Source organism: Pedobacter sp. HDW13 (assembly GCF_011303555.1).
Classification (GTDB): Bacteria; Bacteroidota; Bacteroidia; order Sphingobacteriales; family Sphingobacteriaceae; genus Pedobacter.
The window spans coordinates 4,192,881-4,217,821 of the sequence record NZ_CP049868.1 but is presented as its reverse complement, the minus strand read 5'-3'; the positions used below and the strand labels follow the sequence as shown (position 1 = coordinate 4,217,821).

Here is a 24,941-nt window from a genome sequence, read left to right as displayed (position 1 = left end):
AACACTAATAGTTAACCAAGGAGCGATTGAACTAATAAACCCAATACAATTAACCGGTTAACCAATCATGGTAAAATTTTTAAAAATAACAGCAGCGATAGTTTTATTGCTGCTTGTTTTTTATTTCGGCTTTTTTAAATACAGGCAAATTCAGGCTAATAGAGTATTAATTCCGGTTACTACCCAGGCTTTGTTTAAAATAAATGTAGATGAACTATACAAAACCATTGCCGTTAGTTATGTGAAACATCCCAGCCAATATTCGGGCACAGATAAGAAAGGGATTGAAGAAAAGATAGCCGATCTAAATACAGGCTTAAAAATCCCTGCAAACATTTACATATATGGTTTAAAAGGGCAAGCTAAAAATACTTTTTTTTCGCGTTTAGAAATCGTTGATAGTTTAGCATTTAAGCGCTTTATACTGAAAAAACTTTCATTAATTAAAAAAGATACCAATTTCTTTCAATCTACAGATTCAACTTTTTGTCTACTGTTGAACAAAACAAGTGTAGCTATCGCATTTAGTCCCAAAAAGGTCGCGGTAAAAACTTTTTTGGCCAACATACTGAATCAGAAAAACATGGTTAAAATTGGCGATAGCAAATTTAACCAACTGGCCGATCTATCCGATCACATGTCTTATCAGGATGCAGAAAATTTAAGCAAGCTTAATTTCACCGATGGGAAAATTAATTTTAGCAATGAATTTGTAAATCGATGGCTTGAACCTGCTGCTCAACCAAAGCACCGTATTTTAAATCCGGAAAGTACGATAAGTATGTGGCTAAATGGAACCTTTAAGCCTGCATTGGTCAAAAAAAATACTGCGGTAAGTGCTGCTGTATTTTCCAAAAACAACTTTTTTAAGTTTTATAAAGGCTACCTGGATTTCGAATGGACCAACACCGTAAAGCAGATGGATACTGTTGTGAGTTATGAGTACAATGATGACTTTGAACAGGTAGAAAAAAAAGCGGCCAGAGCGCGCAACATTCCTGGCATCTCCATAAATATGAGTGCAAATGATCAGGAAGTAAGTAATTATCTTAAATCATCGGGTTCACTGGATCAATCGACAGGAAAAATTAGTACTACTGTGATTCCGCTGTACCAGGTTTACTTTAAAGGTAACAATGGAAACATTCAATTAAGCACTTTGCCAAATGCCAAACCTGATTTTAAAATGGAATCAGCAGACGATTTCTTTTACTTCAAAGTAGATTTTAAAAAACTGTTTAAACAAATGTCATTTCTTACAGTTAGCGATAATCTGAATATCTTTAGTCAGCTGGAGATGCATGCAAAAAGCATAGGGAAAGATAAAATCAAGTTGGAATCGGAACTTTTGTTTGTAAACCAGGATGCCAATTCCCTGATTCAGTTATTGAAACAATTGAGAAACGGCTTAGGCAATTCACTGGAGCTTAATTTCAAGTACAATATTGATGTTCCGATAAGCAAGTAAGTTATTTTCTACAGATTCAAGATAATTTTATCCATAAAAAATCCTTGCAAATTTTACATCTGCAAGGATTTTCGTTTTAAGCCTTAACCTTTAAGTTTTGACCGCTTATGGCCAAACACCCAAATTCATGTAAGAAACAGCAATTTTATCAATCGAATTAACAAAAGCTGCAGTTCTTAAGGTTTGCGTACCTGGTTTGGTCTTTAAAGTTTCGCGTATTTCGTGGTACGAATGGATCATGGTGTCTTCTAAACCAGAGTTAACCAGTTCCATTTCAGATGCGCCTTTCACAATCATCAAACGGTGCTCAGGAAGAATGGTTTTCCCAGTTAGGTTTTCTAAAGTGTTGATCAGATTCGCATTTGAATTAGCTGCGTAACGGTTTTCCATACGGCCAAAAGCCACATGCGAAAGGTTTTTCAACCATTCGAAATAAGAAACAGTAACACCACCAGCATTACAATACATATCAGGAATAATGATACCACCCATTTCAGTAAAAATTGCTTCAGCTTCTGGCGTAGTTGGTCCGTTTGCACCTTCAGCAATAATTTTAGCCTTGATGTTACGGATATTCTGCTCAGTGAACTGGTTTTCTAAAGCAGCAGGAACAATGATATCGCAATCCTGCTCCAAACCTTCCATTGAATTTTTGAAATCTTTAGCACCAGGGAAACCTAAAATTGAACCTGTGTTTTTACGGTGTGCAAAAACCTCATCAACATTTAAGCCGTTCGGGTTGTAAATGGCTCCTTCAAACTCGCAAAGCCCAACAATGGTTGCGCCAAATTCAGCAAGGAATTTAGCAGAATGGTAACCCACGTTACCTAAACCTTGTACAATTACCCTTTTATCGTCTAAACCAGCCTTAAAGCCGATTTTAGCCATATCTTCGGCAACTTCTACACACTCGCGTACAGCATAAGCCACACCACGTCCAGTAGCCTCTTTACGACCACGGATACCGTGCAAAGCAATTGGTTTACCGGTAACACAACCCAATGCATCTAACTGACCAGGGTTCATGGTCATATAAGTATCGGCAATCCAGCTCATTTCGCGTTCTCCCGATCCATAATCAGGTGCAGGAACGTCGATACCAGGACCAATAAAGTTTTTCTTAATTAATTCTGTAGTATAACGGCGGGTAATGGTTTCTAACTCGGCAACGCTATATTGTTTGGTGTTAATTTTAATACCACCTTTTGCACCACCAAAGGGAACGTTAACAATGGCACATTTGTAAGTCATTAACGCCGCAAGCGCCATTACTTCATCTTCGTTAACCATTTCGCTATAACGAATACCCCCTTTTGTAGGGCTCATGTGGTGAGAGTGTTCTACGCGCCAGGCATCAATTACTTCAAAACCGTTTCCGCGGCGGATTGGGAACTGGAAACGATACACACTATTACATGTTTTAATCTGGTTCAATAAACCTTCAGGATGATTGGTGAATTGAGCCGCACTGTCAAAGTTCTTACAAACATCTGCAAAGAACTTGTTCTCGTCTGCTAGATTAGCCATTATTTATTTTTTTTATGAATAAGTTTTCGCTGCAAAATTGCCTAAAAAAACCGCACATATCCAAATGCAAAAATACTTAGTGTACAGCAAACACCACACTTGCTGTGCCGCTGGGGCACTTTAGACCGTTTTAAGTAAACTGTACAAAAACAATATTTAAACCTGTTTTGAGGCAGTTATGCCGTGCTTAAATCCGAAACAAAACGAAACATTTAAACCAGAAATGAAGCGTTAAACAAGTATAAAAAAAGTTAAAAAAATATTTCAACACCAATAAATATACTTAAAATAATCTGATTAACGGCACAATCAAGGCCATTTTAAAGGAAGTGGGATATAAAAAAAGTGATCAATATAAAATTGATCACCTCTTAAAGTTAATCTAAATCGTCCCGTTGATTTAATTTATAACTAATCAAACATCACCAATTAATAAGCAAGAAACAATACTATGTAGTAGGTAATTTACATATTTACTGTTTTGTATACTTAATTAGCGATTTTCAAAAACACAAAACCCTATATCACAATAAGATAATGGCAAAAAACATACTAACCAGCGAGTCGAAACATGATGTTTTTGCGATTTTTTGGTTAAAATAAGTTGTAAACTTATTGCCGGGGAACGCTTATTTTTCGTTGTTACCTTCTTTTTCTATTTTTTTCAATCTTTTATCAATTGCGAAAAGATATGCCAATAAGCCAAGCAGGATAATTACTATGCAGATTACAACAACATAAATCTTTCCATTGCTACGTAAACTATCGGCCATTTCTACGCCATTATCCTGTGCAAATAACTGCAGGGTAGCCATCATTAATATTAGGGAGAAAAGTATCTTCTTCATTTTAGTTGTGTTGTTGTTTGTTTTCGTTTGTTGTTGATTGATTTTCAGCGGTAACGAAGCTATCACTAACACCTTTTATTTCTTCTTGATTAGGCGTGTTCATGATGGTTTCTATTGAACGTATTCTGAAACGGATGGTATATACCCAGTAACCGATTAATATCCAGCCTAAACAGGCCGGGTAAAATACCATGCGCATGCGGCTATCCAAATCATAGCTGTTAAAGCCAGGGTTACCTCCGTTGCCAGGATGTAAAGAATCTTTTAAACGTGGTAAAACGAAAAGTAAAACCACCATCATCGGAAATGCAAAGATGTTATAGATAGCCGAAATTTTGGCTCTTTTCTGCTCTTCATCGATGGCATTGCGGAGAATGAGGTAGGCGAAATAAAGCAATACTGAAATTGCCGCAAAATTCTGCTTCGGATCGAAGCTCCAGAACTGCCCCCAGGTATATTTTGCCCAAATGGCACCAGTTACTAAGCCCAGTAAACCGAAAATAATGCCAGCATTTACACTTTCAACAGCTTTTATATCATCAATTTCGCTCTTAGTACTTAAAGATTTTATGCTATAGAAAACAGAAATGGAAAAAAGAACAATCATGGCAAACCACATCGGTACGTGGAAATATAGATTGCGAATGGTCTCGTTTAAAATAGCCAATCGGGGTACGCCCAACAATAAACCTGCAATTGCAGTATAAACAACCAGCACCGAAGCTAAAATTTTCCACCAGTTTTTTTTCATACGTATATAACTATTGAGTTTTGAATTAATGAATGCTACTTTTCATGCTATCAATCAATCCTTCATTTAAATTTTAATTGTTAGATTTTGAATGATTGAATTCCTTCCCCATACTCTCATTCAATCCTTCTCCCATTCAATCATTTTTAATCGCGCCAAAGGTAAGGAAATAACAATAAAGACGTGGCCACCATTAGCACATTCACCACCAAAAGCATGGCAATTTCATCGTAACTGTTTTCCCAGGGCAAACCATCTACTGCATTTTTAGCCAGTTTAATCAACAAAATAAGCACTGGAATAATAATCGGGAAGCTTAAAATAGCCATTAGCATACCGCCGTTACCTGCTTTACTGGCAATAGCCGAAACCATGGTAAATACAGTTGAAAAACTGATACTGCCTAACACAACAGCTACATAATACATAACCAGATCAGGAGGCGTAAATGAATCGAAAACTAAGGTATAAAACCCTAAAGCAATTGTGGTAAGTACGAGCATGAGCAACGTATTGTACACTGTTTTGGAGATCAAAACCGCCGCTGGGCTTGCTAAGATATAACTGTAAAGCTGCTGTCCTTTGGTTTCCTGCAAAAAGCTTTTCGATACTCCATTGATGGAGGCAAAGAGCATAATAATCCAAAAAAGTGCATTCCAGGTTAGTTTATCGCCCAAACTTACAAACGATAAATAGCAGGTAAAAATGGTAGAAACCACGTATAACAGCACACCGTTTATGGTATATTTGGAGCGCCACTCTAACAATACTTCCTTGTGAATTAAATATTTAACCTCTTTGGCCAATTGCATAACCGCAAAGATACTTTTATTGATAAATATTGCACGCTTAAATTGTTGTATTGTTGTAATTTTGTTTGAGATGTTGGCTACTAATAATTTAGTCACGAGGCACGGAAAACAGAATTACACAGAAAAAATTAGAACCACAGATAAAAAGAAAAAACACAGATCGCTTTTGTTCGAAGCATATTATCAATAGTTAAAAAATCCGTGTCAATCCGCAAAATCTGTGGCAGAAAAAATGAAAAATATGAACTACGCATCAGTTATAGCATCGCCGGTTGGCCAAATTACTATCCTTGCCGATGAAGAATTTGTGTATGCCGTTACTTTTGCCGAAAAAGATATTACCGGATTACCAGAAAACCCGCTCACACAAAAGGTTGCCCAGCAATTAAAAGATTATTTTAATGGCAAACTACAGCATTTCAATTTCCCCATGAAACAGAAAGGGACTGAGTTTCAGCAGGACGTTTGGCTAAATTTATTGGCTATCCCTTATGGAGAAACCACATCCTATGCTAAATTTTCGGCACATCAGCCATTGGCTATCCGTGCCATTGCAGCCGCTAACGGTAAAAACAACATTGCCATTGTAGTACCTTGTCACCGGGTTATTGGCAGCAATGGTAAACTGGTGGGTTATGCAGGCGGCTTATGGCGTAAAAAATGGTTGTTGCAACACGAAAGTGAAGTAATGCAACGCGGACAAACAGAACTAAAATTTTAAACCAATACTTTTTATTTGCAGATGAATACAGCACTAGCCGATACCCCAAATTACCTTAAAGCCATCCGTTTAATTAATACAGAAAACGACAAATGCACTTTTGAAATAGGCAAGATTCCCATCCGCCAACACATTAATGCCGGTTATTTCTTTGCACAAACCGATGTTTCAACCCTGGAGAAAATCCCCCATCCTGCCCCATGCCGGCAATATGTACTTACACTGAAGGGTAAACTGCGTTTTACCGTGAGCAACGGCGAAACTTTTATTATTGAACCGGGCATTATCTTAATTGCAAACGACACAAAAGGAGTTGGGCACACCTGGGAAATTGTAGATGGCAATGAATGGGAAAGGATTTATATCCCGCTTGAAGAAGATGTAGAAGATCATTTTATTGCCGGAAAAAGCATATAAATTTAAATTCATGTTTCTAATGCTTACTTTGAAAATACTTTTCTAATTTTGAAAGATACCAAACGCTCAATGACCTACAATCCAGGATTACATATTTTAGCTGAGTTTTCTTCTGAAAAAGCCGAACAACTCTCTTCCTTTCAAGACTGTAAAGATCTTTTTAACGAACTAATTGCCGGTAAAAACCTTGAAAAAGTAGGAGAAGTTTATCACAACTTCCCTAATGGAGGTTTTACCGCTGTAATCTGCTTAACCGAATCTCATTTATCTATCCATACCTGGCCAGAGTTTAAACTGGCTACCTTCGATATCTTTCTATCGAATTACCAAAAAGATAATACCCAAAAGGTTAAGGATATTTACGATGCTGTATTGCACTTTTTTGAAGGTAAGGAAATGCAAAAAACTGAAATTGCGCGTTAATGGAAAATTCAGTTAAATCATTTTTTAGATTGTCGGAAACAATATCTTGTTCCAAGTGCAAACAAAATATTGTGCTCTACGAACCGGCTAAAAGTGAATACGTAGTTTGCCCCTTTTGTTTTTCTTACTTACATATTTTTACCAGGGCAGAAACAAGGCTGAACAGGAAATTAGAAAAACCTGAAAAATCTCCGGTTTTAAAATTAGGCTCAACAACAAACGTACATGGCATCGATTTAAAAATAATTGCCTACCTCGAAAAGAAAGAAGCAGGTACGAGTTACCACTGGAGGGAATATATTTTAACAAGCCATGATCAGGGCTATGTTACCTTATCCGAATTTAACGGACATTGGAATTTCATCGCAGGCGAAGACTTTCTCCCCGATTATAAACAACCTGTATCTTATGGTGTGAGTGTTGGCTATAAAGACGTAGAATACAAACTTTTTAACAGGTACACACCAGTAGTTACGGCCATGCTTGGCGAAGTGGATTGGGACGTGGTGAATGAAAAGGTTAAAGCTACCGAGTATATCGCTCCCCCATTTATGGTTGTTAAAGAGGTGATTAATAAATCTGAACATCTTACTAACTACTACATAGGCGAATATCTCACCAGAGATGAAATTGCTAAGGCATTTAATCTGGATAAAAGCAGTCTTCCGGAGCAGATTGGCATTGGCGCCAATGAGCCATCTAAAGCTTTCGACAGGTGGACCTCCTCTTTAAAAATAACCGGCATAGCCATAATTGCAGTTTTGCTTTTGCATTTGCTTTTCAGTGCGGTTAAGCCGGAAAAAGAATTAATAAACGACGATTTTTTAATCACTTACGATGCCAAAGGAGGTGCCGATGCTTTCAAATCTTTTATCACCCCTTCCTTTGCTATTGATGATGAATCATCGAATATTGAGTTCGAAATTGCTTCGGGTGTTGACAATAACTGGCTCGAAACCACAATTGTACTGGTTAATGAAGCCGATAACCGAACCTGGGAAGTAAGTAAAGGCATAGAATATTACCATGGCGTAGAGGATGGCGAAAGCTGGTCGGAAGGCTCAACCAAAGAATCCGTTCTTTTATCAGATATACCAAAAGGCAAGTACCACTTAAATGTATATCCATCATCCGGAGATGTTTACCGGAATAACCTTTACATCAGGGCCACAACGAATGTAAGCATGTTTCGCAACACACTGATTACCATACTGCTGCTTTGCATTTTCCCGGCCATTTGCTGGTATTTAATGCGCAATTACGAGAAAAGAAGATGGAACAACAGCGATTTTTCACCCTTTGTAGAAGGAGACTAAATGAATTTAAAACCGATTAAATATTACCTCATTGTACTCCTGATTATTTTAGGTTTTTATGGCTATAGCGGTCTCCGTGGTCATGCCTTTTACCAGGATAACGTAGAAAAAAACACTGATTTTAATGGAAGTAAAGGTCACAGTGGCCATGTAAACAGATTTTACCATAAATAAAAAATTATGAGCTTAAACGAACTAATCAACATCAAGTACATTATTGCATCACTGGTTTACTCTATATTGGGTATTGTTGTACTCTTTATTGCATTCTGGATTATCGAAAAAATTACGCCCGAAAACCTTTGGAAAGAAATACTCGAAAAGCAAAATTTAGCTTTAGCCATTGTTTTTGCAGCCTTTATTATTGCTATTGCAATTATTATAAGCTCAGCCATTCACAGTTAGCATGAACAAAAAGTTACCTGCACTTTTATTAATTTCAGTTTTTGTTGTTGCTACCTGTGGCTTAATTTACGAGTTAATTGCCGGCACCCTGGCTAGCTACCTGCTCGGCGATTCGGTTACCCAATTTTCGACTATCATTGGCGTTTACCTTTTTTCGATGGGCATAGGCTCGTGGGTATCTAAATATTTTGAGAAGAATATCCTGTCGTGGTTTATTCAAATTGAAATCCTGGTTGGGCTGGTTGGTGGCTTTAGCTCAACCGTATTGTTCCTCGTTTTCGAAAGCATTGCTTCCTTCAGGATAGTGCTGTATGGTTTTGTAAGTCTTACCGGTATTCTGGTTGGTTTAGAAATCCCATTACTCATGCGCATCCTTAAAGACCGCTATGAGTTTAAAGATCTGGTTTCGAAAGTTTTCACCTTCGATTATATTGGCGCACTACTGGCCTCGTTAATCTTCCCGCTGCTGCTAATCCCACATCTGGGTCTGGTAAAAACAGCCTATTTATTTGGGCTGTTGAACGTTGCCGTAGCATTGATTGTTTGCTTAAGTTTTAAAGCAGAAATCAGGGCTTCAAAATACCTGCAAAGCGCTTCTTTTATAAGTATTATAGCATTACTTGCCGGGTTCATTTATGCCGATAAAATAACCAGTTTTTCTGAAAGCCAGACTTATAGCGATACCATTATCTATTCGAAAAGCACTCCTTATCAGCGCATAATCTTAACCAAAAAAAACAAAGTTTTACGACTTTTCCTAAACGGCAACCTCCAATTCAGCTCTGACGATGAATACCGCTACCACGAGGCTTTAGTACACCCAGGCTTGCAGGCTTTACCTTTTGCCAAACATGTTTTGGTAATGGGTGGTGGCGATGGCCTTGCGGTTAGAGAGATTTTAAAATATCCAAATGTAGACTCGGTAACGTTGGTAGATTTAGATAAGGGAATGACAGGCCTCTTCCAGTCGAACAAAATTTTGCTTGGGCTTAATAAAAATGCGCTGCTATCGCCAAAAGTAAAAGTAATTAATGTCGATGCCTTTAGCTGGATTAAAGCACAGCACAGGAAATTCGATTTTATTGTGATCGATTTCCCCGATCCATCTAATTATGCCGTTGGAAAACTTTATACCAATGCATTTTACAAGCTGGTTAAGGGTATTCTTGCCCCAAAAGGTTTGATGGTTATCCAGTCTACCTCGCCCTTTGTTGCGCCAAAATCTTTCTGGACGGTAAACAAAACTTTAGAAAGTGTTGGTTTAAAAACAATCCCTTATCACAATTATGTTCCATCATTTGGCGAGTGGGGCTACATTATGGCTACCGAACCCGATAATGTATATAAAAAACCGCAGCAATATTTACCGGGTTTAAAGTTCATATCGAAAGAAAGTTTAGATTTAATGCTCTATTTCCCTAAAGATATGGGCAAAGTAGAAACCGATGTAAATAAGCTTAACAACCAAATTTTAGTTAAGTACTTTGAAGATGAGTGGGCAAACGTTTTATAAGGATGAATTATCGGCCTATTTAAAGCGTCGCTCTTTTTTATTGAGGATTGGATTAATTACGGGCGGCATTTTTTTAAACGGCTGTTATAAAAAAATACGGTCGGCAGGCTACAATATTAAGGGAACCTTACAAGGTCCGGATGCGAAAGCTGGCCATATTTTGCGTGATAAAATAAAATTACCTGCAGTAAAAAAGACAAGGAAAGTAAAAACTCTCATTGTTGGAAGTGGTATTTCGGGCTTATCAGCCGGGCGATGGCTCAAAAAGAATGGCGAAACAAATTTCGAAATCCTGGAATTGGAAAAACATACAGGAGGAAATTCATATTATGGCACCAATAAAATAGCGGCTTATCCACTCGGTGCGCATTACATCACTGTAGCCAATAACGACGATGCTTTACTGATTGATTTTTTACAGGAAATTAATGTTATTACCCACTTTGAAGGTCAGCTACCCTACTACAACGATTACTATTTAACTTTCGATCCGGAAGAAAGGTTGTTAATAAACGGCGAATGGCAGGAAGGTTTAATTCCCGATTTTGGTGTGCCCATTGCAGACAAAAAGGAAATCAGACGCTTTTTATCAGAGGTTGATCAGCTTAAAAATACCAAAGGTAGCGACGGTAATTTTTTGTTTAATATCCCTTAAGTACCTCATCGAATGATGAAAACTACAGAAAACTGGATAAGATTACTTTCGAGACTTACCTGAAAGAAAAGGGTTACCATTCTAAATACCTGCTTTGGTACCTAAACTATGCCTGTAAAGATGATTATGGCCAAAAGATAACGCATATATCGGCCTGGGCAGGCCTGCATTATTTCGCTGCACGCAGGGGCAGAGCCGCCAATGCAGAGCAAAACGCGATTTTAACCTGGCCCGAAGGCAATGGCTGGATTATGAAACAATTGGCCGGCCCGTTAAAAGATCACATTAAAACTTCTACACTGTGTTACGATTTAAAACCTATGGCCAATGGAAATACGCTGATAACTACATTTAATGCAAATACACAGGTTACCGAAAATTTAGAAGCCGAAAAAATTATACTATGCGCACCACAGTTTGTAAACGACCGTTTACTGAAAAATTTTGACCGCAATATAGATTATAAGGCTTTTAGCTATTCGCCATGGCTAATTGCCAACATTACCATCAATGAATTACCAGAATCGAAAGGGATAAACCTTTGCTGGGATAATGTAGCCTACAATACCCCATCCGTTGGCTACGTGAATTCGGCACAACAACATCTGAAACTTTCGGAAGATAAAAAAGTAATTACCTATTACCTCCCTCTCTGCGATTTCGAACCTGCAATTGCCCGTTTGGCTGCTTACTCCAGAAATTATGAGCAATGGCTGGATATCGTTATCCCCGAGCTTGAAATAATACATCCGGGCATTACCAAAGCAATTGAAAATATTGATTTTTGGGTTTGGGGTCACGGCATGATTGCACCTGCGAAGGATTTTATCTGGAGTGAAAATTTAGCAAAAGCAAAGACATCCATTGACGATAAAATTTTCTTTGCCCACAGTGATTTAAGCGGAGTTTCTATTTTTGAAGAAGCTTTTCATCAAGGTATAAATGCAGCAAAACAGGTACTGAATGGCAGATCTTAATTCAAATCAACCCTGGCTAAATTCGCGTGTAAGTGATGTTGTTTTCATCCTGTCGCCTCCGTTTTTTTCTTTGCTTCTGGTTTTACTTTTTCCTTCGCAATTTCAAAATTCTGCGGGTATTCCATTGGCTTATTGGGTATTTTTAATTGTTTTTATTGATGTCGCGCATGTGTACAGCACTTTATACCGTACCTATTTTAATCTTGGTAATTTTAAGAAACAATATACTTTGCTTGTTGCCATCCCGGTGGCCTGCTATGTTACAGGGGTAATGATTTACCATTTTGATGCTTTATGGTTTTGGAGAATCCTGGCTTACCTGGCGGTTTATCATTTCATCAGGCAGCAATATGGTTTTATGCGTTTGTATTCGCGCAATGAAAAAGCTTCGCCTGTTCAGCAGCTTATCGATAAAGTGGCCATTTATACCGCAACCCTGTATCCACTGCTTTTCTGGCACCTCAGTACGGCCAGGCATTTCAACTGGTTTATAGAAGGCGATTTCTTTTCCTTTAAAAACGATGCACTTTTAAAAGGTTCGGGAATGGTATACCTTGCCATTATTGCCATATACATCATAAAAGAGTTATCGGTGGTTATTAAACAGAAATGGGTTAATATTCCACGGAATTTAATCGTTGTCGGAACATTCCTGTCCTGGTATTTCGGAATCGTTTATTTTAACGGCGATATGGCTTTCACCACCTTGAATGTCGTTTCGCATGGCATTCCGTATATGGCCCTCATTTGGTTTTTCGAGAAGAAAAAATTAGATAAAACCACTGTTAAAAATAAAATCATAGCCCTTAGTTTTGGCAAATCGGGGATATTTTATTTCCTGTTCATTTTAATCCTCTTCGCCTACCTGGAAGAAGGTCTGTGGGATGGTTTGGTATGGAAAGAACACCAGGCAGTATTTAAACCTTTTACAACCTTACCGCAAATAACCAGCAGCGAACTGCTTTCGCTCCTCGTTCCGCTTTTGGCATTACCACAGGCCACGCATTATGTACTCGACGGCTTTATCTGGAAAGCTAAAAACAAATTCTAAGATCTGTTTTTTAACCGGTTTCGTAAATAATACCAAACTCTGGTATGATGAAAACGATTTGCTTATTACTGTTTGTGTTACTAGGTTATTCGCCCGTTGATAAAAATACACCTGTTGCAAAGCTGGATTTAAAGAAATATGCCGGAACCTGGTATTCTTTATATTCTATCCCAACTATTTTCGATAGAGGCAGCCGTGAAACCACTACTAAATATACCCTGAACAAAACCGGCTATTATGATGTGGTAACCACCTACAAAAAGCCCGGCGATGAAAAGATATATTCAAGAAATTCGAAAATATTCCCTTCTGCGGAGGGAGATAATGGTGAGCTCCAGGCACAGTTTATATGGCCCATAAAGGTTGATTACTGGATTATTGAACTGGCCAGCGATTATTCATACGTGGTTGTTGGTCACCCAGATCATAAATTCTTATTCATCATGAGTCGTAATGAGGTTATGCCGAAGAAAACCCACGACGAAATTGTTGCCCGGTGCAAGGCAAAAGGTTACGATGTAGATAAACTTACCTCCCAGCAACACGAAAGGGGCTAGCTTATGACCTTAAACCAGGCCAAATCTTTCGATTAGCTTATCTTTTTGAATTCGGGCTACCTGCAACTGTTTATTATTTTCCATGGTTAGCAGGCAATCGTTTTTATTGAAGTGTTTTACTTTATGGAGGTTGATGATGTATTGACGGTGAATACGAAAGAAGTTTCTGTTCTCCAGAATTCCCTGTACATCTTTCAATGTTTTAGAGATAATTACCTTTTCCCCATCCAATAGAACCAAAATAGAGTAATTACTGCTAGCCTCAACGTACAGAATGTCGTCAAGATTTACGAACGTAATGCCTGTTAAGGAGCTTACTGCTATTTTATTAATCCGTTCGAGATAAAATTGTTTCTGAAAAAGATCAAATTGTGCATCAGAAGGTTTAATGGTGTTAACAGCTTTATTTACCGCATCAATTAAATCGTTAATGTAAACCGGTTTCACCAAATAATCCAAAGCACTAAACCTGAATGCCCTTAAGGCAAATTCGTTATATGCAGTAATAAAAATTACACTAAAATTTATCGGTGTAAGTTTTTCTAAAAACTGGAAACCATTAAGTTCGGGCATTTCGATATCCAGGAAAAGCAGGTCGGGCTTTAACTGATCAATTTCCTGCAAGGCCTTTAACGGGCTGTTAAAAGTATGGATTTCGCCAATTTCGGGCAATGCCTTTGAAGCTGGATGCGTAACAGATTAACGCTATCTTCCTCATCGTCGATAATAATGGTGTTTAAGCGCTTCATACCAAATGGAGGTTAATGGAAACTAGGGTACCCGCAGCTTCGTTGTTTTCGTTGTATAAATCTTGTATATGAGCCTGGGTATTGGCATTAAATTTTTTATTAAAAACGGCTATACGCTCGCTCGTAATTAAAGTGCCGTACGATTTATCTTTTTCTGCAGCCTTGCTATTCAGCTCGCCCGCTTTTACCCGCCCTATTCCATTGTCTTCGATCGTTATATTTAAAGTTTGTGTGGTAAAATCCTGACTAATTTTAATGCTAATTTTTCCGCCCTGCTTTTTGTGCATTAGGCCATGCCAGATTGCGTTTTCGATATAAGGTTGTATTAGCATGGGTGGAATCTCGATAAAATCAGCATCAACGTTATCATCGATATCAAAAACATAGTTTAACTTACCTTTAAATCGCATACTTTCCATCTCGAGGTATAGCTTTAGCGTAATAATCTCTTCGGTGAGGACTACTTTTTCTTTCCGTGAATGTACCAGCGATAAGCGCATGAGTTGAGAGAATTTACTGAGATAATCGGAAGCTAAGGCACTATCATTTTGTTCGATATATAAATTAATTGAATTTAAGCAATTAAAAATAAAATGTGGGTTCATTTGCAAGCGTAAAATTTTATGCTCGTTTTCGGTATTTTTTATTTTCAGGTTAATCCGCTCCAGTTCATCAAGCCTGTCTTTATAAGCAAGCGCAGTTAAAAATAAAATGGTATCGACTACAAATGCCAGCGTTATTAAATCGTATTGCGCGTTTAAATGATGGTACCAGCCGGGCAAAGAGGCCAATGCAAACAACCACCTGGGCACAACAACAAAAATAAATGCTACTGCGAGGGTAACCAGACCTATAAATGCAAATTTTAAATATCCCCTGTTGGGTTTTGGCCGGGTGTAATAACTTAACCAAATCAGTAATACCAAAAAGGGCAACGCATTGTATTTCCAAAATATCTTGGTTATGATACTTTGCTCTGGCCAAACAAAGTGAACGGGCATGATAATCAACATCAGTAACCATTGCAGCAGGCATATTTTCAGATATATATTTAGCCACTTATTTTGTTTAACCTGTAAAAATTCGCTCAAAAAGAGGATATAAAAAATACTTTGGGGGATAAAAGACAGCAGGAAAATAAAATCATTATTGAGCCAGGGCAACCAATCTGTTTCCATCACCAACGCATCAACCTGTAAAGAATATCTTAAAAAAAGTGAAATAGAGGCTAATGCACAATACAGGTAGGATTTAAGCCTGCGCTGCAAAAAAAACTTTAAGCAACAGTAAACAAATACAGCAAAATAAAAACCTGCCACCCACAATTTCAAGTTCCTAAAACTAGCCGGGCACTGATTAGTTCTTCTACTTTCTCTTGGTATGCCGTATCAAAAGTTTCTAAATAAGGGTATTGGTGAGCAACATTGTATTGATACTTATTGATTAGGAGATAAAATTGCTGTACACTTTGTTTCTTAACCGGCACGTTTAATCGCCAATAATCACCTTTAACAGATAAATCGCTGATACGCGAGCCAAAACCGGTACGCCCAACCAGCACCAGTTGGTTTTGTTTAAGTTCATACAGCAGCGATTCTTCGTTTTTGTTGCCCAGTTTTAAAATCAGTGTGGTATCTTTCTCTAATGCGCTTATTGTGTTAAAATTTAGCCAGAATTGCCTTACGGTATCGGCAAACTCACCATCCTGCAAAGTGGTGTCCAGCAGATGCCATTTTAAGGTTTTAAGTTGATTTGGGGTTTTATATTCCTTTTTGGAAACAGCGTAAAAGGAATTATTGATCAGGCTGACCTTTTTTGTCTCGTACTTTACAATAACAGGTTTTACAACAGGCTGAGCCATTGAATAAAAGCTGTTACCTAAAATGGCAGAAACAAAAATGAAGAAAGTGATTAAAGAGCTGTTTTTTATAATCATCCTGCTAAAAAATCCTAAACGGATACCTAAATTTAAAGTTAATTAGAAAAACTACAATAAACATTATAAATGAGTGAGCTGTTATTTTAGTCTTGCGAAACCTGTCATTTTATGTTTAAATGTTATCATCAAACTCCTAAAAGCACTGCTGCCACAGCATTTTCTTACTACACATGGTATAATGCGTAGTTCACAATAAAAATCAGATACTTCACTCAATTGCAGGCTTAAGAGAAAATTGTTATCTTAAATTTGATTGTAAATTAAATCGTACAAAAAACAACTATTTTCAGTAACAGCATAGATTATGATTAACGCTTTGCCATAAAAACCAAGCAAAATGAAAAAGATCTTAATTAGCGCCCTCTTATTAAATCTGGCCATAATTACCGCATTTACGTTAAACTCCGATATTTCTTTTCGGTTGGGTACAAAAACCTGTGTAGCTAAATACAAAGAAAATAAAGCAGGTATTGCAACTCTCCTATCACTACACGACAATGAAAATACGGCAATTGATGCTTTTAACGATTTACCCAATGACACCAGCTTCAATCTTTTTGAGATACACCAGAATAATGTACGCGTCTTAACCTGTAACGTTAACAACAAAAATTATGACTTTGACCCCAATCGTATTTTTTCTGATATTGGGATTGACAGTACGCTGAAAAAGTATAATAGCGGAGTAACTAAATTTCCTGCAGCTGTTATTAAACAAATCAAAACTTTTTCGGCTGACCTTTTAAAAGCCTACGTTGCCCGAAATCAGAATACTTACATCATCTCCATACACAATAACACCAACGAGGGTGCGCTTTCATTAACCGACTACATCAAACCAAATAAATACCATCAGGAAGCCAAGGCTTTTTTCAAGGCCGAGGGCAAAGATTTAGATGATTTTTTTCTGGTAACAACGCTAAACGATTTCAATTATTTAAAAGGTTTAAACGAAAACGTGGTTTTGCAAAGCGACAATCCTACTGATGATGGCTCTTTATCGGTTTACTGTGCCAAAAACAAAATTCCTTATATCAATATCGAGGCGGAGAATGGCCATAAGGCCGAACAGCTAGCCATGCTCAAGGCTGTTTACTCGCTTTTAAAAATAAGATAGTACAATAACGTGTACGAGAACTACAATCAATTCATTAAAGCCATGAAAAGTTTAATTCTAAACGGCCTTACATTGTTGCTATTCTGCATAGTAACAGAGACCAGCGCCCAGGTAAAAAAAACAGTAATCCCTGTTAAAACCAAAAAAACCAATACGCCCCAGGTGGCGACCAAAAGTATAGCCATTGAGCTCCTTCGTGCCAATACGGAGCAGGCGAGCCGAATGATTAGCAACGAACTGAAAGCAATGGGTGTGCAGATGGAAAGTATTGAGGAAGAATCGATATACGATAACCGGAAAAATGGCGAACAAATAGGAAAACTGTTACAGGTGCGTACATCACTCATTTGCAGTCACAAGATACAGGTAGACATACGCGCCAATGCCAGCGACCAGGTACAGAGTATTGACTGGTACCTTAATGATGTTCCGAAAGAAGGTTTTCTCGCGCTTGAAAAGATGCTGGGATACCGTAAATGGCAGCCAATTAGCCCAAACCTATACTTAAACAACAATTTAATTGCCGATGTAGGCGAAATGGGAAGTAGCGGAGAAGATAACACAAAATTAACTTATGCAATTAACCTGAGTAAAACCGATTACTTTGTTTTACCCATCAGAACAAAGATATTTAATACCGATTCGTTAACCGTTCATAACAACCCCGAAGAAGCCGGACAAAGCGTGGTTCAATTTTTAAATGGCCAGGGCATGAAATTTCTTTATAAATCATCTAATACTATTTTATCCAGTTATCAAGGTAAAGGAATTTCGAACGTTAATGGCTATACCACAACTTACATGTTTGCTGAGGGCACCTCTATAACCGTTTCCAGCAACAAATACCAAAAACTGAATGCTATTGACTTTAGTTTTACCGATCCGCTGGTACACAACAAAATTAAAAAATGGTTCCGCCTAAATAATTGGACAGACGGCGGTGAAGGAGATGAAGAAGGTGATCTAATTTACAGTAAAAATAACCTGAAATGCACCAATAACGATAAAGAGAAATACATCAGGTTTACTGTTTCTCCTTACGTTACCGACATTGCTACCCGCTACCAAAATACCGACCCCATAGATGCATCTTCGTTGGTAGGCTACTACCTTAACATGGAAAAGGCAACATTAAAAACCTTCCTGGCCGAAAATTATCTGACTTCGATTAAGGTTGACTGGCCAAATAGAAATATGACTTATAATGCAGGGGCTTACCCTCACGATTTTTATTTCAAATCGCCAGCTGATTCTTTGTGTTATGTTAGCTACGAATACCAACTGAGTGATACCTGGTCGCGCATTATTTATTTCAGCACCGGTGATAAGGCTTATTACGAAAAGATGAAAGCTGATTTGTTAAAGAATGCAGAAGACCCTAAATCGAAAGTCATTGTAAATTATAGCGATAAGCAATTTGATAAATCGCGCATGTATTACATTTCAATCTACTCGAAAGAAAAGGACATTGAAAACAAACGCAAAAAACAGGAGGCATTGCTTGCACAGCAGCGACACGAAAAAGCGGAAGCTGAAGAACGGGCACGTTTAAAAGCCGAAAAAGATGCTAAAACCTCGGCCGATATCCAAAAGGTAGGCGATATACTCATACAAGGTTTGGAACAAATTAATAGAAAAAAAGGGAACAATTAATTATCCGGCACAACCTTGCGTTTCAAAAATAAATGCCGGTAACTTAATAATTATCGGCATTTTGCTTTGATATTATTTTACCTCCAGTCGCTCTTTTTTAACACTGGTGGCCAATAAAATTACGGCTACCAGTAATACAATCCAGCCCCATTGAAAATGGATGGTTTTAGACAGCACTTTATCAAAAAATTTAGATCCAAAGTAATTATGAACCTTAAACCAAACAGCTGCCGCCATTATGGCACTCCAAATTAACGCTACAATAGCCATTACCCTGAACATGCGTAAAGCCCTTACAAACAGAAACAAAGCCGTTAAAGCTAAAATCCCCAAAGAAATATAAAGCAAACGCGGGTCTGCCTGATATAAATTCCAATTACCCTTAACAGGCACCTTTAACATTGGAGCAATGGTTATGGCAATGCCCCCAGAATTAAGCCGATATAGGCATTGATTTTTTTTACAACTAACATTTTATTGTTTGTGTTAATATATTTGGAACTGCTAACTGCTAACTGAAAACTGCCAACTAAACTATTGCCCTTCAATAATGCCCATTTTATCTGCAAAGTGAGCGCAATAGTCGCGCAAATCTTCTACAATCAGGGTTTCGCCGGTCGCTTTTAAAAAGCTATCGCCCATGGTTTGTAAAGTTTCGTAGAAAAAACGTTTCATTTCATCAACAGGCATATCTTTCGTCCAAAGGTCGATACGCATTGAGTTTTTATAATTATGATCCCAAAGGGCTAAAATCATCGATTTAACAGGCACCTGGTCTTTCGTTTGTGCATCGGTACTTTCCCAAAGAATATTCTCTGGCATATTGTTATCGTCTAACTCAACGGTAATTTTAATTTCTGCTTTTCTCATTTTAATATTGATTTCGCTGATAAATAGATTGCACAGATTTATCAGTATTTTATTCGGGGCAAAGATGATGAATTTACCAAATACTTCGCCTTTGTATTATAGTACTTTTTGTAATATTAGCATCAAGATTGCTGTAATCACAATAAAAATAGATTCGATTAGCCAGATCCGTTTAATATCTTTTAATGTAAAACGAAAAATAAGATCCGTAATAAAGGTAACAGCAACCAAACAGCCTAAAATAAGTTTATAAAATACTCTTACCTCAAAATCACGTCCAGGTGATTTTCCATCTAAAATAGCAAGTACTAAAAATGAAACTGCTGCAGCACTAACAATATTTAAGGGCGTAATTTTTAATTTCATTACTTTTTCTTATCAAAGCGTTTACCTTTTTTGAAGCTTTTAATTTCTTTACCAGCTTTTGCTTTTGCCTTATCCCTTGCTTTTTGTTCTATAGCCTTAGCATTTTTCTTTTCGTGAAAAGCACCTTTAAAATCAGGATCTTCTTTACGCTTTTGCAAATCGATCTCTTTGGCTATGTGCTGGCGTTCCTCATAAGCTGTTTCTTCAATAAAAACCCCATCTGGAATGGCTTCAACCGGAATAGACTGGCGAATTAACTTTTCTATTTTGCGGATGTAATATTTTTCTCCATCTGTAGCAAAAGTTATTGCATCACCTTTAGCAAAAGCCCTTCCTGTACGCCCAATCCTGTGTACATAATCTTCGATAATAATCGGCACATCGAAATTAATTACATGACTTACATCGCTCACATCAATCCCTCTGCTGGCCACATCTGTTGCTACTAAAACACGAATATTACCTTCCTTAAAACTGTTTATAGAGTTAATACGCGTATTCTGCCCCTTATTTGCATGTATTACCCGAACATTTTCTGCTCCATACCTGCGCTCAATGAAACTGAAAATGTTATCGGCAACAGTTTTGGTTTTACAGAAAATAATTAAGCGGTTAAACGCTTCGTCGTTCTTCAACAAGTTTTGCAGTAAATTTAATTTCGTTTTAAAATTCGGAACGTAATAAAGTGCTTGCGTTACATTTGCTGCAGGGGTTGCCTGTTGTGCAGTTTCAATAATGGTTGGATTTTTCAGGAAATCGCCGGCAATTTTCTGAACCAGATCGCTCATCGTTGCAGAAAACAATAAGTTTTGACGCTTACGCGGTACTATTTCCAAAATACGGTGTATAGAGCCAATAAAGCCCATATCCATCATTTTATCGGCCTCATCTAGCACCAAAAACTTTAAGCTTTGAGTATTAATATCGCCTGTTAAATATAAATCGAGGAAACGACCCGGTGTGGCAATCAGGATGTCGACACCTTCCGCCAGCTGCTCTTTCTGTGTTTTTGGCCCAATACCACCAAAAATTACCAGCGAGCGCAGGTCTGTATAAGTAGAAAATAGTTTTACCTGTTCTTCAATCTGCATGGCCAGTTCGCGGGTTGGCGATAATATCAACGCACGGATATTCTCGCCCTGCGCATATTTTAACTGCATTAAAATGGGCAATACAAAGGCAGCGGTTTTTCCGGTACCGGTTTCGGCAATACCAAAAATATCCTGTCCAGATAATATCGGTGCAATTGCTTTTTCCTGTATTGGTGTTGCAACGGTGTAACCGGCATCGGCCACAGCATTTAAAATTTGCCTGTTTAACTTAAAGTCTTCGAACGATTTTGCCATAGCGCACAAAGATAGTGATTAAGGTTGAGGGTTTGAAGGTATAAGGTGGAAGGTTTGATCCCAATCACCAATCTAAAGCCTTAAAAACTGGCAATGCAAACCAATCTATAGCTCCAAAACTCCTAACAGTAATTTTTCTTAAGCTTAAAATCTTGATACTTGTATCTTGATACTCGCAAAATAAACACCAAATTACTACCTTTGAAATCATGAATACTTACCTGATAAAAGCTGCTACAATTGTAAACGAGGGACAAAAAATTGTTGCCGATGTTTTAATTAAAGATGGATTTATTGCCAAAATAGGCCAAAACATTGCTGCACACGATGCACAGGAAATTAATGCCGAGGGCCAATATCTTTTACCAGGTATGATTGATGACCAGGTACATTTCCGTGAGCCGGGATTAACCCATAAAGCCGATATTTTCACAGAAAGTATGGCAGCCGTTGCCGGTGGGATTACTTCTTTTATGGAAATGCCTAACACCGTTCCAAATACTTTAACTCAGGAATTGCTTACAGATAAATACAATATTGCGGCGCAAACTTCATTAGCAAACTACTCGTTTTACATGGGGGCCAGTAACGATAATATTGAAGAGGTTTTAAAAACCGATCCGAAAAATGTTTGCGGAATTAAGGTCTTTATGGGTTCTTCAACCGGGAACATGCTGGTTGATAACGAAAAAACCTTAGAACACATTTTTAGCAAGGCACCTATCCTTGTTGCTACGCATTGCGAAGATGAAGCAACTATTCGCCATAACCTGGCCGAATTTAAAGCTAAATATGGCGACGATTTAACCATAGAAATGCATCCACTGATTCGCAGTACAGAGGCTTGTTATAAATCATCTTCTTTAGCGGTAGAGTTGGCCAAACGCTACCAAACACGCTTGCACATTCTCCACATTTCGACAGCTAAAGAAATTGCGCTGTTTGACAATACCATTCCTTTAAAAGACAAAAAAATTACCGCCGAGGCCTGTGTGCACCACCTTTGGTTTAACGATAAGGATTACGCCGAAAAAGGCAATTTTATTAAGTGGAACCCTGCCGTTAAAACCGAAACAGATCAGCAAGGCATTTTAGCTGGTGTTTTGAACGATAATATCGACGTAATTGCGACCGACCACGCACCACATACGCTGGCCGAAAAACAACAAGCCTACGCGCAGGCACCTTCAGGCGGTCCGCTGGTACAACATGCTTTACCTGCTTTACTGGAAATGCATTTGCAGGGCAAAATCTCGCTGGAAAAAATTGTTGAAAAAACAGCACATAACCTTGCCATTTGCTTCGATATCGAGAAACGGGGCTTTATCCGTGAAGGTTATTGGGCAGATTTAGTTTTGGTTGATTTAAACGACCCGTGGAAAGTAACCAAGTTGAACAATTTTTATAAATGCGGCTGGAGCCCTTTTGATGGAGATACTTTTAAGGCAAGTGTTACCCATACTTTTGTATCAGGAAACCTGGCTTATACTAAAGGAAAATTCACTACCGACCAGGTAGGTAAGCGGTTAACATTTACCAGATAGATTTGTTATATTTGTTTAGGTTAACAAATTTGCAATGACAGATGCACAATTATTTTCTGAAATTTCTGCACTTCCTTCTAACATGAAGCAGGAGGTTTGGGATTTTGTTGCCAGTTTAACAGAAAAATACAAACAGTTTAATGCAATAACTATGGCTGAAGAGCCGCTGGTTAAGTATGGAACAAAATTTTCAGATTCCCTGTTAAAAGGCCCCGTCTTTTCTGATGAGCAAATTCAAAAAATCGAGGAAACAAGAAAATCTATAAATGAATGGCGAACCAAATAACAATGGTCGACACCTCCATATTGATTGATTATTTTCGAAAAAAGACAAATCAAAAACAAGGTTATTTGCTTTATCTCAACAGTATGAAAACTTGTGCATTTCAAGCATTACAGAATTTGAAATTTACATGGGAGCTAAGGGCAAACAGCATATTTTTTTGGGAAACAATGCTCTCTAACTTTATCATATTCCCATTCGATAATGATGCCGCTTTAGCCGCTGTAGAAATTCAAAGTAATCTTAAAAAGGTACGCAAGAGCATCGATAAGGCGGATTTATTTATTGCTGCAACGGCCATTGCTCATAATTTATATTTCGATATGCTTAATCACAAGCATTTTGAAAATATTGAAAATGTTAAATTGATTGGCAATTAGACAACGTCAGGAAGATTTTTATATTTGTTTAGAAGAACAAATCCAGAGTTAACCAACGGTTTTATATTTATTTATCCCCTAAAAAAGTATTTATCAGTAAACAATGACTAAACGTGCTGTAATTATTAAATCAACGGTACTGCTTGGTTTAACTATCTTGATTTATGTTTTTGGCTTCTTTCCCTCTTCAGTTCAAAAATATTACTCAACTGGCTTTTACCCTTACATTTCATCTGCATTAAGGTATATATCTGGCATTTTTCCATTTGCCATTGGCGATATCATTTATGCCGTTCTGATCGGCTTTGTGTTGTACAAAATCTTCCGGTTTTATAAAAGGCGTCAATCTCTAAAAAAGAAAGATCGCATTATTATTCCTTTGCAGGTATTCAATTTCTTTTTGTTGCTGTATATCATCTTCAAAATAGTTTGGGGTTTAAACTATAATAGGCCAAGTGTTAGCGAAGAGCTGGGCATTGGTTATGAAAAATACACGGTAAAAGAACTGGTACAACTGGGTAATTATTTTGTAGATAAAACTAACGCATTAAAACTGAAGCAGACCAAAGTTCCCACTTATAAGATCGTCGATCTTGAAAAAACATCAGCTGAGGCCTACAATTTAATGGAAAAGAAAAACCCTTTGTTCAGGTATTCGAATCCTTGTTTAAAAGCAGTCTTAAGTCCTTGGGTTATTAGTAAAGTAGGCATCGAGGGGTATTACGCGCCATTATCGGGCGAGGCCAATATGAACACCAACCTGCCTGATTTTGTTAAACCATACGTTTCCTGCCATGAAATTGCGCATCAATTGGGTATTGCTTACGAAGATGAAGCCAACCTTTTAGGCTATTTAACGGCGAGCAACAGTCCTGATTTAAATTACCAGTACTCAGCTAATTACGAAATGCTCAGGTATATCCTTTTCGAAATCAGGATGAAAGCACCCGATGATTATAAAATACTCTATGACAAGCTATTGCCCCAGGTTATAGCCGATTTTAAAGCAGAAAAAGAGTTCTGGCGTAAATATAACGGACAAATGTTTGGCTATATGGATGCTGCTTTCGATCGTTTCCTAAAACTCAATAACCAGAAAAAAGGTATAGATAGCTACCAGGATATCGTTATCTGGCTGTGGAATATTTATAAGCCTCAGTTAGCAGTTAACAATACGCAGTTGCCAGTTAAGCATACAAATTGATTAGTTAACAGTTAACAATATACAGTTACCAGTTAAGTATGTAAACTGA

Annotated in this window: 29 protein-coding genes; 18 read left to right on the top strand and 11 right to left on the bottom strand. The window is 37.7% G+C overall.

The window, feature by feature from the left end:
• The first annotated feature begins 67 nt into the window (after positions 1 to 67).
• Positions 68 to 1,468, top strand: a complete 1,401-nt coding sequence (locus tag G7074_RS17870) for a hypothetical protein (RefSeq protein WP_166210268.1) — start codon at positions 68 to 70, stop codon at positions 1,466 to 1,468.
• Positions 1,469 to 1,573: 105 nt separating this feature from the next.
• Here the strand turns inward: G7074_RS17870 and G7074_RS17865 are convergent, their stop codons facing one another.
• From G7074_RS17865 to G7074_RS17850, 4 genes are all read right to left on the bottom strand, one after another.
• Positions 1,574 to 2,995: a Glu/Leu/Phe/Val dehydrogenase gene (locus G7074_RS17865; RefSeq protein ID WP_166210265.1), complete on the bottom strand. Its 1,422-nt coding sequence runs from the start codon at positions 2,993 to 2,995 to the stop codon at positions 1,574 to 1,576.
• Between the two features lie 629 nt (positions 2,996 to 3,624).
• On the bottom strand, positions 3,625 to 3,843 hold the full coding sequence (locus G7074_RS17860; protein ID WP_166210262.1) for a CcmD family protein: 219 nt from the start codon (positions 3,841 to 3,843) through the stop codon (positions 3,625 to 3,627).
• A 1-nt stretch (position 3,844) separates the two neighbouring features.
• Positions 3,845 to 4,594 carry a cytochrome c biogenesis protein gene (locus G7074_RS17855; RefSeq protein WP_233603976.1) on the bottom strand — a complete coding sequence of 250 codons (750 nt, stop codon included), beginning with the start codon at positions 4,592 to 4,594 and terminating at the stop codon, positions 3,845 to 3,847.
• 146 nt (positions 4,595 to 4,740) lie between these two features.
• Positions 4,741 to 5,406 carry a heme exporter protein CcmB gene (locus G7074_RS17850; RefSeq protein WP_108200712.1) on the bottom strand — a complete coding sequence of 222 codons (666 nt, stop codon included), beginning with the start codon at positions 5,404 to 5,406 and terminating at the stop codon, positions 4,741 to 4,743.
• A gap of 241 nt (positions 5,407 to 5,647) precedes the next feature.
• Between G7074_RS17850 and G7074_RS17845 the strand changes: the two genes are divergently transcribed.
• The 11 genes from G7074_RS17845 to G7074_RS17795 all read left to right on the top strand — a co-directional run bounded on the left by G7074_RS17845 (position 5,648) and on the right by G7074_RS17795 (position 13,441).
• The gene (locus G7074_RS17845; RefSeq protein ID WP_124562260.1) at positions 5,648 to 6,127 is read left to right on the top strand and encodes a methylated-DNA--[protein]-cysteine S-methyltransferase; all 480 of its coding nucleotides are present in this window, start codon (positions 5,648 to 5,650) and stop codon (positions 6,125 to 6,127) included.
• Positions 6,128 to 6,148: 21 nt separating this feature from the next.
• Positions 6,149 to 6,544 (top strand): hypothetical protein, encoded by a 396-nt coding sequence (locus G7074_RS17840; protein WP_124562259.1) that lies wholly within the window; start codon positions 6,149 to 6,151, stop codon positions 6,542 to 6,544.
• Between the two features lie 48 nt (positions 6,545 to 6,592).
• Positions 6,593 to 6,967 carry an S-adenosylmethionine decarboxylase family protein gene (locus tag G7074_RS17835; protein ID WP_240916345.1) on the top strand — a complete coding sequence of 125 codons (375 nt, stop codon included), beginning with the start codon at positions 6,593 to 6,595 and terminating at the stop codon, positions 6,965 to 6,967.
• A gap of 71 nt (positions 6,968 to 7,038) precedes the next feature.
• Positions 7,039 to 8,283 (top strand): DUF4178 domain-containing protein, encoded by a 1,245-nt coding sequence (locus tag G7074_RS17830; protein WP_166210259.1) that lies wholly within the window; start codon positions 7,039 to 7,041, stop codon positions 8,281 to 8,283.
• Complete coding sequence (locus G7074_RS17825) at positions 8,284 to 8,457, top strand: hypothetical protein (protein ID WP_158674124.1); 174 nt, start codon at positions 8,284 to 8,286, stop codon at positions 8,455 to 8,457.
• Between the two features lie 6 nt (positions 8,458 to 8,463).
• On the top strand, positions 8,464 to 8,688 hold the full coding sequence (locus G7074_RS17820) for a DUF350 domain-containing protein (protein ID WP_090770053.1): 225 nt from the start codon (positions 8,464 to 8,466) through the stop codon (positions 8,686 to 8,688).
• A 1-nt stretch (position 8,689) separates the two neighbouring features.
• Positions 8,690 to 10,201, top strand: a complete 1,512-nt coding sequence (locus G7074_RS17815) for a polyamine aminopropyltransferase (RefSeq protein WP_166210256.1) — start codon at positions 8,690 to 8,692, stop codon at positions 10,199 to 10,201.
• On the top strand, positions 10,179 to 10,856 hold the full coding sequence (locus G7074_RS17810; RefSeq protein ID WP_166210252.1) for an FAD/NAD(P)-binding protein: 678 nt from the start codon (positions 10,179 to 10,181) through the stop codon (positions 10,854 to 10,856). Before G7074_RS17815 ends, G7074_RS17810 begins: the two co-directional genes overlap by 23 nt.
• Positions 10,857 to 11,107: 251 nt before the next feature.
• A complete protein-coding gene (locus G7074_RS17805; RefSeq protein ID WP_166210249.1) occupies positions 11,108 to 11,833 on the top strand; it encodes a hypothetical protein in 726 nt (241 codons plus the stop codon).
• A complete protein-coding gene (locus tag G7074_RS17800; protein ID WP_166210246.1) occupies positions 11,820 to 12,884 on the top strand; it encodes a hypothetical protein in 1,065 nt (354 codons plus the stop codon). The genes G7074_RS17805 and G7074_RS17800 overlap by 14 nt, the downstream gene beginning before the upstream one ends.
• A 44-nt stretch (positions 12,885 to 12,928) precedes the next feature.
• Positions 12,929 to 13,441 carry a lipocalin family protein gene (locus tag G7074_RS17795; RefSeq protein WP_240916344.1) on the top strand — a complete coding sequence of 171 codons (513 nt, stop codon included), beginning with the start codon at positions 12,929 to 12,931 and terminating at the stop codon, positions 13,439 to 13,441.
• 9 nt (positions 13,442 to 13,450) lie between these two features.
• Here the strand turns inward: G7074_RS17795 and G7074_RS17790 are convergent, their stop codons facing one another.
• The 3 genes from G7074_RS17790 to G7074_RS17780 all read right to left on the bottom strand — a co-directional run bounded on the left by G7074_RS17790 (position 13,451) and on the right by G7074_RS17780 (position 16,126).
• Positions 13,451 to 14,113 carry a LytTR family DNA-binding domain-containing protein gene (locus G7074_RS17790; protein WP_166210243.1) on the bottom strand — a complete coding sequence of 221 codons (663 nt, stop codon included), beginning with the start codon at positions 14,111 to 14,113 and terminating at the stop codon, positions 13,451 to 13,453.
• 73 nt (positions 14,114 to 14,186) lie between these two features.
• Positions 14,187 to 15,509 carry a sensor histidine kinase gene (locus G7074_RS17785; RefSeq protein ID WP_166210240.1) on the bottom strand — a complete coding sequence of 441 codons (1,323 nt, stop codon included), beginning with the start codon at positions 15,507 to 15,509 and terminating at the stop codon, positions 14,187 to 14,189.
• 8 nt (positions 15,510 to 15,517) lie between these two features.
• Positions 15,518 to 16,126 carry a hypothetical protein gene (locus G7074_RS17780; RefSeq protein WP_166210237.1) on the bottom strand — a complete coding sequence of 203 codons (609 nt, stop codon included), beginning with the start codon at positions 16,124 to 16,126 and terminating at the stop codon, positions 15,518 to 15,520.
• A 340-nt stretch (positions 16,127 to 16,466) separates the two neighbouring features.
• Between G7074_RS17780 and G7074_RS17775 the strand changes: the two genes are divergently transcribed.
• Together G7074_RS17775 and G7074_RS17770 are read left to right on the top strand one after the other, a co-directional pair.
• Positions 16,467 to 17,246 carry a hypothetical protein gene (locus tag G7074_RS17775; RefSeq protein WP_124562251.1) on the top strand — a complete coding sequence of 260 codons (780 nt, stop codon included), beginning with the start codon at positions 16,467 to 16,469 and terminating at the stop codon, positions 17,244 to 17,246.
• Between the two features lie 42 nt (positions 17,247 to 17,288).
• Positions 17,289 to 18,899: a hypothetical protein gene (locus G7074_RS17770; protein WP_166210234.1), complete on the top strand. Its 1,611-nt coding sequence runs from the start codon at positions 17,289 to 17,291 to the stop codon at positions 18,897 to 18,899.
• Between the two features lie 72 nt (positions 18,900 to 18,971).
• Here G7074_RS17770 and G7074_RS17765 read toward each other — a convergent pair whose 3' ends face one another.
• The 4 genes from G7074_RS17765 to G7074_RS17750 form a co-directional block, all read right to left on the bottom strand.
• Complete coding sequence (locus tag G7074_RS17765; protein ID WP_166210231.1) at positions 18,972 to 19,301, bottom strand: hypothetical protein; 330 nt, start codon at positions 19,299 to 19,301, stop codon at positions 18,972 to 18,974.
• A gap of 132 nt (positions 19,302 to 19,433) precedes the next feature.
• Entirely contained in the window at positions 19,434 to 19,769 is a 336-nt protein-coding gene (gldC, locus tag G7074_RS17760) for a gliding motility protein GldC (protein ID WP_124562248.1), read from the bottom strand.
• Positions 19,770 to 19,865: 96 nt separating this feature from the next.
• Positions 19,866 to 20,135 (bottom strand): hypothetical protein, encoded by a 270-nt coding sequence (locus tag G7074_RS17755; protein ID WP_124562247.1) that lies wholly within the window; start codon positions 20,133 to 20,135, stop codon positions 19,866 to 19,868.
• The gene (locus tag G7074_RS17750) at positions 20,135 to 21,481 is read right to left on the bottom strand and encodes a DEAD/DEAH box helicase (RefSeq protein ID WP_166210228.1); all 1,347 of its coding nucleotides are present in this window, start codon (positions 21,479 to 21,481) and stop codon (positions 20,135 to 20,137) included. Before G7074_RS17750 ends, G7074_RS17755 begins: the two co-directional genes overlap by 1 nt.
• 209 nt (positions 21,482 to 21,690) lie before the next feature.
• Between G7074_RS17750 and G7074_RS17745 the strand changes: the two genes are divergently transcribed.
• From G7074_RS17745 to G7074_RS17730, 4 genes are all read left to right on the top strand, one after another.
• Positions 21,691 to 23,025, top strand: coding sequence for a dihydroorotase (locus G7074_RS17745; RefSeq protein ID WP_124562245.1), 1,335 nt, complete (start codon positions 21,691 to 21,693; stop codon positions 23,023 to 23,025).
• Positions 23,026 to 23,059: 34 nt separating this feature from the next.
• Entirely contained in the window at positions 23,060 to 23,311 is a 252-nt protein-coding gene (locus G7074_RS17740; RefSeq protein WP_124562244.1) for a hypothetical protein, read from the top strand.
• Positions 23,296 to 23,688, top strand: coding sequence for a type II toxin-antitoxin system VapC family toxin (locus tag G7074_RS17735; protein ID WP_124562243.1), 393 nt, complete (start codon positions 23,296 to 23,298; stop codon positions 23,686 to 23,688). The genes G7074_RS17740 and G7074_RS17735 overlap by 16 nt, the downstream gene beginning before the upstream one ends.
• A 103-nt stretch (positions 23,689 to 23,791) precedes the next feature.
• Positions 23,792 to 24,892 (top strand): DUF3810 domain-containing protein, encoded by a 1,101-nt coding sequence (locus G7074_RS17730; protein WP_166210225.1) that lies wholly within the window; start codon positions 23,792 to 23,794, stop codon positions 24,890 to 24,892.
• Positions 24,893 to 24,941: the final 49 nt, after the last annotated feature.

Bases quoted from the DNA above. Each gene is read 5' to 3' on its own strand.
- G7074_RS17745 (WP_124562245.1), top strand. From the start codon at position 21,691: ATGAATACTTACCTGATAAAAGCTGCTACAATTGTAAACGAGGGACAA.
- G7074_RS17800 (WP_166210246.1), top strand. From the start codon at position 11,820: ATGGCAGATCTTAATTCAAATCAACCCTGGCTAAATTCGCGTGTAAGT.
- G7074_RS17825 (WP_158674124.1), top strand. From the start codon at position 8,284: ATGAATTTAAAACCGATTAAATATTACCTCATTGTACTCCTGATTATT.
- G7074_RS17795 (WP_240916344.1), top strand. From the start codon at position 12,929: ATGATGAAAACGATTTGCTTATTACTGTTTGTGTTACTAGGTTATTCG.
- G7074_RS17775 (WP_124562251.1), top strand. From the start codon at position 16,467: ATGAAAAAGATCTTAATTAGCGCCCTCTTATTAAATCTGGCCATAATT.
- G7074_RS17750 (WP_166210228.1), bottom strand. From the start codon at position 21,481: ATGGCAAAATCGTTCGAAGACTTTAAGTTAAACAGGCAAATTTTAAAT.
- gldC (WP_124562248.1), bottom strand. From the start codon at position 19,769: ATGAGAAAAGCAGAAATTAAAATTACCGTTGAGTTAGACGATAACAAT.
- G7074_RS17730 (WP_166210225.1), top strand. From the start codon at position 23,792: ATGACTAAACGTGCTGTAATTATTAAATCAACGGTACTGCTTGGTTTA.
- G7074_RS17870 (WP_166210268.1), top strand. From the start codon at position 68: ATGGTAAAATTTTTAAAAATAACAGCAGCGATAGTTTTATTGCTGCTT.
- G7074_RS17765 (WP_166210231.1), bottom strand. From the start codon at position 19,301: ATGTTAAAGGTGCCTGTTAAGGGTAATTGGAATTTATATCAGGCAGAC.
- G7074_RS17820 (WP_090770053.1), top strand. From the start codon at position 8,464: ATGAGCTTAAACGAACTAATCAACATCAAGTACATTATTGCATCACTG.
- G7074_RS17865 (WP_166210265.1), bottom strand. From the start codon at position 2,995: ATGGCTAATCTAGCAGACGAGAACAAGTTCTTTGCAGATGTTTGTAAG.
- G7074_RS17740 (WP_124562244.1), top strand. From the start codon at position 23,060: ATGACAGATGCACAATTATTTTCTGAAATTTCTGCACTTCCTTCTAAC.
- G7074_RS17855 (WP_233603976.1), bottom strand. From the start codon at position 4,594: ATGAAAAAAAACTGGTGGAAAATTTTAGCTTCGGTGCTGGTTGTTTAT.
- G7074_RS17735 (WP_124562243.1), top strand. From the start codon at position 23,296: ATGGCGAACCAAATAACAATGGTCGACACCTCCATATTGATTGATTAT.
- G7074_RS17845 (WP_124562260.1), top strand. From the start codon at position 5,648: ATGAACTACGCATCAGTTATAGCATCGCCGGTTGGCCAAATTACTATC.
- G7074_RS17850 (WP_108200712.1), bottom strand. From the start codon at position 5,406: ATGCAATTGGCCAAAGAGGTTAAATATTTAATTCACAAGGAAGTATTG.
- G7074_RS17805 (WP_166210249.1), top strand. From the start codon at position 11,108: ATGAAACAATTGGCCGGCCCGTTAAAAGATCACATTAAAACTTCTACA.
- G7074_RS17770 (WP_166210234.1), top strand. From the start codon at position 17,289: ATGAAAAGTTTAATTCTAAACGGCCTTACATTGTTGCTATTCTGCATA.
- G7074_RS17815 (WP_166210256.1), top strand. From the start codon at position 8,690: ATGAACAAAAAGTTACCTGCACTTTTATTAATTTCAGTTTTTGTTGTT.
- G7074_RS17860 (WP_166210262.1), bottom strand. From the start codon at position 3,843: ATGAAGAAGATACTTTTCTCCCTAATATTAATGATGGCTACCCTGCAG.
- G7074_RS17755 (WP_124562247.1), bottom strand. From the start codon at position 20,135: ATGAAATTAAAAATTACGCCCTTAAATATTGTTAGTGCTGCAGCAGTT.
- G7074_RS17780 (WP_166210237.1), bottom strand. From the start codon at position 16,126: ATGATTATAAAAAACAGCTCTTTAATCACTTTCTTCATTTTTGTTTCT.
- G7074_RS17840 (WP_124562259.1), top strand. From the start codon at position 6,149: ATGAATACAGCACTAGCCGATACCCCAAATTACCTTAAAGCCATCCGT.
- G7074_RS17810 (WP_166210252.1), top strand. From the start codon at position 10,179: ATGAGTGGGCAAACGTTTTATAAGGATGAATTATCGGCCTATTTAAAG.